Source organism: Kitasatospora sp. NPDC056273 (assembly GCF_042268845.1).
Lineage (GTDB): Bacteria > Actinomycetota > Actinomycetes > Streptomycetales > Streptomycetaceae > Kitasatospora.
The window spans coordinates 5827-15190 of record NZ_JBHJSJ010000010.1 but is presented as its reverse complement, the minus strand read 5'-3'; the positions used below and the strand labels follow the sequence as shown (position 1 = coordinate 15190).

Annotated in this window: 6 protein-coding genes; 2 read left to right on the top strand and 4 right to left on the bottom strand. The window is 70.8% G+C overall.

Annotated features, from left to right (window positions below):
• Together ACFCY1_RS11860 and ACFCY1_RS11855 are read right to left on the bottom strand one after the other, a co-directional pair.
• The coding region (locus ACFCY1_RS11860; protein ID WP_375874374.1) for a trypsin-like peptidase domain-containing protein at positions 1–3629 on the bottom strand (3629 nt) is incomplete at its 3' end.
• 4 nt (positions 3630–3633) lie between these two features.
• Positions 3634–4017 carry a CU044_2847 family protein gene (locus ACFCY1_RS11855; RefSeq protein ID WP_375874373.1) on the bottom strand — a complete coding sequence of 128 codons (384 nt, stop codon included), beginning with the start codon at positions 4015–4017 and terminating at the stop codon, positions 3634–3636.
• Positions 4018–4698: 681 nt separating this feature from the next.
• On the opposite strand from ACFCY1_RS11855, the gene istA reads away from it, so the two are divergent.
• Together istA and istB are read left to right on the top strand one after the other, a co-directional pair.
• Positions 4699–6117, top strand: a complete 1419-nt coding sequence (gene istA, locus ACFCY1_RS11850) for an IS21 family transposase (protein ID WP_375874372.1) — start codon at positions 4699–4701, stop codon at positions 6115–6117.
• On the top strand, positions 6114–6884 hold the full coding sequence (gene istB, locus ACFCY1_RS11845; RefSeq protein WP_375874371.1) for an IS21-like element helper ATPase IstB: 771 nt from the start codon (positions 6114–6116) through the stop codon (positions 6882–6884). Before istA ends, istB begins: the two co-directional genes overlap by 4 nt.
• Positions 6885–6946: 62 nt before the next feature.
• Here the strand turns inward: istB and ACFCY1_RS11840 are convergent, their stop codons facing one another.
• Positions 6947–7390 (bottom strand): hypothetical protein, encoded by a 444-nt coding sequence (locus ACFCY1_RS11840; protein WP_375874370.1) that lies wholly within the window; start codon positions 7388–7390, stop codon positions 6947–6949.
• A gap of 161 nt (positions 7391–7551) precedes the next feature.
• Positions 7552–9364, bottom strand: a 1813-nt coding sequence (locus ACFCY1_RS11835) for a tetratricopeptide repeat protein (RefSeq protein ID WP_375874369.1), incomplete at its 5' end; no start/stop codon positions are given.

Below are 9364 nucleotides of genomic sequence, written 5' to 3'. Positions count from 1 at the left end.
GTATTGCCAGTGGCCGTGCCCCACAGCCGCACGGCTTCGTCGCTGCTAGCGGTGGCGAGGGTGTGCCCGTCCGGGCTGAACGCCACCGAATTCACGGTATGGGTGTGGCCGGTGAGGATGGCGGTGGTCTTACCGGTGGTGGTGTCCCACAACCGGGCGCTGTCGTCGTCGCCGCCGGTGGCGAGGGTGCGCCCGTCCGGGCTGAACGCCACCGACTTCACGGCACCGACGTGGCCGGTGAGGATGGCGATGGTCTCGCCGGTGGTGGTATCCCACAACCCCACGCTGTCATCCGCGCCGCCGGCGGCGAGGGTGCGCCCGTCCGGACTGAACGCCACCGAATTCGCGTCATTGCTGCGGTTGAGGGTGGCGACGGTTCTGATGGCGGCCGCATTCCACAGCCGCGTGCTGTCAGAGTGGCCGCCGGTGGCGAGGGTGCGCCCGTCCGGGCTGAACGCCACCCATTCCACTTCAGCGGGGAGGGAGGCGGCGGGCTTGCCGGTAGCGGTATCCCACAGCCGCACGGCTTCGTCGCCGCTAGCGGTGGCGAGGGTGCGCCCGTCCGGACTGAACGCCACCGACTTCACGGCACCGGTATGGCCCCCGGGGGTGACCGTGATCTTGCCACTGGCCGGGTCCCACGTCTGCACCTTGCCGGTGAGGGTGGCGGTGGTCTCGCCTGTAGCGGTGTCCCACAGCCGCACGCTGCCGTAGTAGTCGCCGGTGGCGAGGGTGCGCCCGTCCGGACTGAACGCCACCGAATTGACGTTGGTGGCGAGGGTGGTGAGGGCCTTGCCGGTGGTGGTATCCCACAGCCGCACGCCGTCGTAGTCGCCGGCGGCGAGGGTGCGCCCGTCCGGACTGAACACCACCGACAACCCGATTCTGCTGAGGCCGGTGAGGGTGGCGGCCCCCTTGCCGGTGACCACGTCCCACAACCACACGCTGCCGTCCTCGCCGCCGGTGGCCAGGGTGCGCCCGTCCGGACTGAACGCCACCGAACGCACGGCACCGCTATGGCCGGTGAGGGTGGCGGTGGTCTTGCCGGTGGCCGGGTCCCACAACCGCACGGTGGCGTCGTCACCGCCGGTGGCCAGGGTGCGCCCGTCCGGACTGAACGCCACCGAACGCACGGTACGGGTGTTGCCGGTGAGGGTGGCGGTGCGCTTACCGGTGGCCGCGTCCCACAACCGCACGCCGTCGTAGCCGCCGGTGGCGAGGGTGCGCCCGTCCGGGCTGAACACCAAGGACGACGCGCCCCCGGAGGCATCGAGGCGATGGCGCAAGGGGAGGTGCGCGCCGACGCGGAGGGCGAGGATGGCCTCCGGGGTGGGGCTGGCACGGTAAGCGGCGACCGCGAGGAGGGCGGCCAGATCCGGGTCGGTGGCGATCAGGGAAGCGGACTGGGCGGCGAGCAGCCGGGACTGCGCGCCCTGCTGGGCGGCGATCTCGATGCCGGCGGCGATCGCGGTCTGTTGGGCGGCGAGCGTGGCCTGCCATTGCAACAAGGCGATCCCCGAGGCGATCAGGGCGAGAGCGAGCGCGGTGGCCAGGACGATGTTGAGGCGTCGGCTGCGTCGGGCGGCGGCCTGCTGGCGGTGGCGTCCGGCCCGCAGGAAGTCCTCGAGGCCGGCCGGCAGCCGGCGGCGTTCCGACCAGTCGGTGCCTTCCGCGAGGAGGGTTCCGGAGGGCAGGTCCTGGGGATCGCGGTGTTCCTGCCAGCGGGCATGCTGGAGGCGGGCACGGTGGAGCCAGTCGTGGAAGCGGAGGTCCTGCTCGACCCATCCGCGCAGGGTGTCCCAGTCGCGGATGAGCGCGTCGTGGACCAGTTCGGCCACCGCGGTCCCCTCCGGGTCGTTGGGCCGTGTGCCCTCGTGTAGCCGGTCGGTGGTGACGATGCGGTGCCGGGCGAGGACCGCCAGGACCTCGTCGACGGCCCGCAACGTGTCGGGGGCGGCGTCGGCGGCGGCCAGCTCGCGAAGCTCGCCGAGCGGGAGCTGCTGGCGCGCCGCCGGAATGTTCAGGGAGGCGTCGGCGGGGCGTACCAGTGCTGTCAGGATCCTGCGGGCGATGTGCCGCTGGTCTTCGTCGAGTTCGCGCAGGGCGGTGTCGCACCACTCGGTGAGGGCACCGGTGACGGCGCCGATGCTGCGGTAGGCGTCGTGGGTGAGACGGCCGTCGTAGTCCAGGCGGCGTTCCCACAACCGGGTAAGGGCGACTTCGAGTAGCGGCAGGACGGTGACGGGCGCGTCGCCGGCGGTGCGAGGATTCAGGGCCAGGACGTCCGCGATGATCCGCTCCGCGAGGTCCGGGTCGAAGTGCGTGTCCAGGTCGCGGGCGGGGCCGGTGACGATCGCCTCCAGGTCCGCGGCGGTGAGGGTGGCGGGGACGTTGAGGACGCCCCTCGCCCGCAGCGCGGCGTCCAGCAGGTCCGGGGCCAGCGCGGACAGGCGGGAGTAGAAGTCGTCGCGCATCACGAGAACCACGCTGAGGGCCGCGTCGGAGCGGATCGCGGCGGTGATCCGGGCGAGCACTTGGAGGGCCTCGGGGCCGGCGGAGGGGGCGAGGAGTTCCTCGAACTGGTCGACGACCAGCACGACGCGGGTTTCAGGGGCCGCAGCGTCCGCCCCGCCGATGGCGTCCACTCCACCGGCGATGTCCGGCCCGGCAGTGGTGTCCGCCCCGGTGCCTTCAGCCTCGGCGCCGGGCAGGCCCGCCTGTGTGAGGGCGGCCGGCAGGGCAGGGCCCGGCCGCACGACCACGGGCCGCCAGCAGTCACTGCCCGGCAGCCGCCCGGCGGCCAACGCCGGCAGCACCCCCGCCTGGACCAGGGAGGACTTTCCCGACCCGGACGGCCCGAGGAGCAGCACCACCCGCCGCCCCCCGGCCAGGCCCGTCAGGACCTGGCGCACCGCTTCCTCGCGGCCGTGGAACCAGCGGGCGTGCTCGGCGGCGAACGGTTCCAGTGCGCGATAGGGCGACACGTCGTGCTCGTCCAGCGCGGGCCACGCCTCGCGCAGGACGGCGGTCGGGGTGGCGTAGGCGATGCCCAGGCCCCGGTCGTGGGGGTCCGGGGCGGTGATCGCGGTGAGCATCCCCACCACCAGGCCGGTCGTCTCGTCCAGAACCGGCCCGCCGCTGAACCCGGTGGTGAGGTCGTTGGCGGCGGTGAGCTGCAGCAGCTCGCCGGCGCTGTCAGCGGCGGGCAGCAGACCGCCCGCGGCGGCGAACCCGAAGTGCCCGCCCGGCGGCGCCTGCACGGGGAACCCGAAGGAGCGCACCCGGTGCCCCCGCGCGCCCGCCGCCGAGCCCAGGCGCAGCGGCGCCACCCCCACCACCGCGCGCTCCAGCCTCACCAGCGCGACGTCCTGCTCGTGCGGCTCACGCCACGTCTCCTCCAGCACCCGGCCGGTGACCGCCGGGGCGCCGGGTATGTGCGGGAAGACCAGCGCCACCATCGAACCGGGCCCGTAGCCGCCGTCCGCCAGGACGTGCGCGCACGTCACCACCAGGTCCTCGGCGACCAGGAAACCCGTCCCCACCACCAGATCGGCCCCGTCGCGGACTTGCGCGATGGCCGCCGGCACGCCACCGGCCACCCCGCCCCGCACTCCCCGTTCCACGGTCATCCGATCAGGCCGTCGGCTCGCCGTCGGCCGCGGGATCACCGGCCGCAGGAACGTCCGCCCCCAGACCGTCGGCCTCGCCCTTGCGCCACACCACACGCACCGTCAGATGGCAGTTGGCCGCGGTCTTCGTGATCACCACCCCGGCCTCCGTGGCGAGATCGACCCCGAACTCCACCTCCACCTCGGTCGGCCCCGCATCCCGCAACCGCCGCAGCACCGTGCGCGCCATGTCGGTCACCGGCTCCAGCGCCGACCCCAGACTCGCCGGAAGATCCCGGACCGCGTCACCGACCCGGCCCGCCTTCACCGGCCCGGCCGCAACCTCCGGCGCCTCGACGAGAATCGAACCCCCGCCCTCCAGCGACACCCGCGCCAACTGCTGTCCCACGTCACCCCTCCCTCGACGCCGCCCCCACGGCGGCCACAACCACACCGTACTTGCGCAGGCACACAGCGAAGCGGCGAACTCTCGAACAGGCATGGCCAGTCGGAGCGTTCACTGACCGGCCGCACGAGCACCATACGGTGGGGCGCGGGCGCACTCCGCCCAGGAAGCGATCTCCACGCCGTGGGGAAGGAAGTCTCGAAGTCCGCCACGAAGTCCGACGTCACCGGATTCCGTCCGTTGGCCTTCGGCTCCCCCGCAACCGTCAACACGGTACTCGGAGAGGGCGTGCTCACCGCGTGCGGCACCTGGATCCGGGTGCCCCCGCCGCGAGCCCAGGTGCTGGTGGGACCGGCGGATCGGCGGCCGTGTCTCACCCCGACCGTCTCGGTCGCCTTCCGACTGGGCAAGAACAGCGACACCGCCAGCCGACCAGCCGGGCGACATGACCCGCCCGGCCGACGGCCTCCTCGCTCAGGTGCCCGGCCTCGCGGTCCTCCATCTCGACCACGAAGACGTCTGGCTGGTACGCCAGGACGGCGATCTGGCCCTCAGCGAGTGTCGGCGTACGAGTCAACATGCACCACCTCGTACGAGTGACTGTGCACCAGAGTTGATGCGGTGACCGGCTGTTGTCCGTGAGCCTGCTGTCGTCGGTTTCGAGCGGCAGGGAGGCGGTCGGCAGTGGTCCTGGACCCGCATCGCTGGCTGGAGTTGAGGCGATATCGCGCGCTGTACGACTCCGGCGCGATGAGTCAGCGGCAGATCGCGCAGGCGACCGGACTGAACCGCCGTACGGTCGCGAAGTACCTGTCCGGTCAGGTCCCCGCGGCGCCTCCGCAGCGGGCACCGGGTGCCCTGCCCCGGCCGCGGACGGTCGACGAGGTCGCCCCGCTGATCGACGCGATGCTGCGCTCCGAGATCCTGCTCAAGGGGACGGTGATCCACGAGCGGTTGGTCCAGGAGTACAGGATCGCCATCAACTACCAGCGGATCAAGATCTACTTGCAGGAAGCCAGGCCCCGGATCGCCGAGGAACTCGGCATCAACCCCAGCGAACTCGCGGGCCTGCACCGACGCTTCGAGGTCGTTCCCGGAGCCCAGGCCCAGGTGGACTGGGGTGATGAGGGCAGAATCCTCGCCCACGTCGGCATCCCGAAGGTCTACTCGTTCCACATGACGCTGTCGTACTCGCGGGACCCGTTCTGCTGCTTCACCACCAGCCAGGACCTCGCGACGTTCTTCGACTGCCACCGGCAGGCGTTCGCGCACTTCGGCGGGGTGCCGATGAGCATCGTCTACGACCGCACCAAGACGGTGGTCCGCCGGCACGTCGCCCCCGGCGAGGCGGTTCCGCTCCACCCGGAGGCGGTCGCGTTCGCCGGTCACTACGACTTCGACATCGACGTGCTGGCCGCCTACCGCCCCACCGGCAAGGGCCGGGTCGAGCGCCAGGTGCTGATCGTCCGAGACCACGTCCTTGCCGGGAGGGCGTTCTCCTCCGTCGAGGAGCTCGACGCCGCTTTCACGGCCTGGGTGCCCCTGCGGCGCGTACGGGTCCACGGCACCCACGGCGAGGTCATCGGACTGCGCGCGATCCGCGACCACGTGGCCCTGCGGCCGCTGCCGCGAACCCCTTATGTGGTCGCGCAACGCCACCTGCGGCACGTCGGCAAGGACTGCCTGGTCGCCTTCGATGCGAACCTCTACTCGGTGCCCGCCCGCCGGGTCCGCCCGCGCCAGCTGGTCGAGATCCGGGCCACGAAGTCCCAGGTCGTGCTGCACTCGACGGTCCCCGACTCGGCCGGCACCACCCTGCTCGCCGTCCACTCCAGGGCGGTCGGCCGCGGCGCCCGCATCGTCGACGAGCGGCACTGGGACGGCCTGCCCAAGGGCGACACCAGGCGCGTCACGACGGGGGACGTCGTGCCCCGGCCCCGCCACGAACAGCCCCTGGTCGACGAGTCCGGCCCGCTGCGGGCCCTGCTCAACCGGGCGGCCACCGCCCGCGTCGAGGTCGGCCGCCGTCCGCTGTCCGTCTACGACGAGCTGACCGGCACCCGTCCGTTCACCACCAACTCCCCAACGAAGGACGTCCGTTGAGTCAGATGGTCAGCAACCGAATCCGCACTATGGCCGTGAAGCTGGGCCTGCCGCACCTGGCCGAGAGCCTGAACCAGTACGCCAAGCGGGCGGACGAGGCGAAGATGGGCTATCTCGACTTCCTCGTCCTACTCCTCGCCGAGGAACTGGCCGTTCGCGACGACCGTCGCTTCCGCCAGGGCCTGCGGCTGTCGAAGCTGCCGCACCACAAGACACTGGAGGACTACGACTTCTCGTTCCGGCCCGAGCTCGACCCGCGCAAGGTCAAGGACCTGGCCACGCTCTCCTTCGTCGAGGCCAAGGCGAACGCCGCCCTGCTGGGGCCGCCCGGGGTCGGGAAGACCCATCTGGCCGTCGCCCTCGCGGTCGCCGCCTGCCGGGCCGGCTACTCGATCTACTTCACCAGCCTCGACGACATGGTCCGCCACCTCAAGACCGCCGAGGCCGCCGGGCGCCTGACCAGCAAGCTCCGCACCTACCTGCGGCCCAGCGTCCTCGTGGTTGATGAGGTCGGCTACCAGCCCCTTGAACGCGCCGAGGCGAACCTGGTCTTCCAGGTGATCTCCAAGCGTTACGAAAAGGGCTCGATCATCCTGACCTCGAACAAGACCTTCAGCGAATGGGGCCAGGTCTTCGGCGACGAGGTCCTCGCCACCGCCATCCTCGACCGACTCCTGCACCACTGCGACGTCATCTCCATCAACGGCAACAGCTACCGCCTCAAGAACCGCCTCCAGGCCATCGAGCGGGACACCGACGTCGCCTGAGCGGTTGACCAGGCTCATCAGATTTTGGTTGCTGCCTGAGCCGTCGAACGGCTTCAGGGCTGTCACTGGAGCACAGAGGCCGCATCGTCGCTCTTAGCCTGGAAAACGGTCACGGTCGTGGCCACAGCGTCGACTTTGATCGGTCCCGCGATCCTCAGCCAGACCAGTTCGGGCAGGCCCTCGGAGCGATCGAGTCGGCCGACCGCCTCGGCGGGCCAGGGCAACGGCAGCTTCGGCAGGTGGACGAGGGAGATCCCATCGATGAAGGAGACACCCAGTCCGGGTTCCCACGGGCGAACCGAGTGGAGATTGGACAGCGAGACCACCACATCGGGCTTCTGCGGCCCCTCGCGCAGCCATACGTCCAGGGTGTTGCCCTTGCGGTCCTCGTTGGACTCGTCCAACGAGATGCGCTCGATGAAGTAGCCGATGCAGGACTCCAACGTCCGCGCCGCATTCGTGCATCGGTTCTTGAAGGCGTCGGTTGCCCCATGTTCGTCGACCACGGCACGAGCCTACGGTGAGCGGAACGGTCCATGAGAGCGACTTCGCTGAGACGGGACAGTGGTGCACACAACTCCGTACGCGCTGGAGCACTCAGATCAGTACGCGGACAGCACCGACTGGCGGGGAGCGTCATTCCGAACGTGCGGTATTCCCGGCCGGACTACTCCAGTTGTTCGAGCCAAGCTGTCACCTCCAGGGACCGCTGCAGATCAGGTTCGAAGCGGTCGTGGTTGGTTTCGGCGAGGGTGCGGTAATGGCCGACAACCTCCTGGACGGCGGCCAAGCCCTCGGCCTGCCGACCCGCCGCTCCGAGGCCTACGGAGAGGTTGTAGAGGGCCGCGGCGAGGTTTGGCAGGTAGGCCTCGGGGTTGGTCTCGGCGAGAGTGCGGTAGTGGTCGATGGCTTCCTGACCGACAGCCAGACCCTCCTCCAACCGGCCGACCACTCTCATCAAAACGGAGAGGTTGTTGAGGGCCATGGCGAGGTCGGGCAGGTAGGCCTCGGGGTTGGTCTCGGCGAGGGCGCGGTAGTGGCCGACGGCCTCCTGGGCGGCGGCCAGACCCTCGGCCCACCGGTCGGCCTTCCCCAGCCGGGCGGAGAGGTTGTTGAGGGCCAAGGCGAGGTGAGGTAGGTAGGCCTCGGGGTTGGTCTCGGCGAGGGCGCGGTAGTGGCCGACGACCTCCTGGACGATGGTCAGACTTTCGGCCCACCGGCCGATATCGCCAAGTCGGGCGGAGAGGTTGCTCAAGGCGCTGGCGAGGCGGGCCCGGTAGGCCTCGGAATTGGTTTCGGCGAGGGCACGGTAGTGGCCGACGACCTCCTGGACAGCAGCCAAGCCCTCGGCCTGCCGACCCGCCGCTCCGAGCCCTAGGGAGAGGTTGTTGAGGGCCACGGCGAGGCGGGGCAGGTGGGCCTCGGGGTTGGTCTCGGCGAGGGCACGGTAGTGGCCGACAGCCTCCTGGGCGGCGGCCAGCCCCTCAGCCCACCGGCCAGCATCACCGAGCCGGAGGGAGAAGTTATGGAGGGCCATGGCGAGGTCGACCAGGTGGGCCTCGGGGTTGGTCTCAGCGAGGGCACGGTAGTGGCCGACAGCCTCCTGGGCGGCGGCCAACCCCTCAGCCCACCGGCCGACATCACCGAGCCGGATCGAGAGGTTGTTGAGGGCCTTGGCGAGGTCGGGCAGGTGGGCCTCGGGGTTGGTCTCGGCGAGGGCACGGTAGTGGCCGACAGCCTCCTGGGCGGCGGCCAGCCCCTCAGCCCACCGGCCAGCATCACCGAGCCGGATCGAGAGGTTACTCAAAGCCTTGGCGAGACCGGGCAGATAGACCTCAGGGTGGGTCTCGGGGTTGGTTTCGGCGAGGGCACGGTAGTGGCCGACAGCCTCCTGGGCGGCGGCCAACCCCTCAGCCCACCGGCCGACATCGCCAAGTCGGAGGGAGAGGTTGCTCAAGGCGGCGGCGAGGCGGGCCAGGTGGGCCTCAGGGTTGGTCTCAGCGAGGGCACGGTAGTGGCCGACAGCCTCCTGGGCGGCGGCCAACCCCTCAGCCCACCGGCCGACATCACCGAGCCGGATCGAGAGGCGGTGAAGGGCTATGGCGAGGTCGGACAAGTGAGCGTCGGGGTTGGTCTCGGCGAGGGCGCGACGGATGGCGACGGCCACACGGACAGCGGCCAGACCCTCAGCCCACCGGCCAGCATCACCAAGCCGCACGGAGAGGGTGTTGAGGACCGTAGCGAGACCGGGCAAGTAGGCCTCGGGGTTGGTTTCGGCGAGGGTGCGGGAGTGGCCTACAGCTTCCTGAATGACTGCGAGACCCTCGGCCCGCTGCCCGGCGGCGCCGAGCCGGACTGAGAGGTTGTTGAGGGAGGTGGCGAGGTCGGGCAGGTGGGCGTCGGGGTTGGTTTCGGCGAGGGCGCGACGGATGGCAACGGCCTCCTGAATGACAGCCAAGCCCTCTCCTGGCCGACCGGCA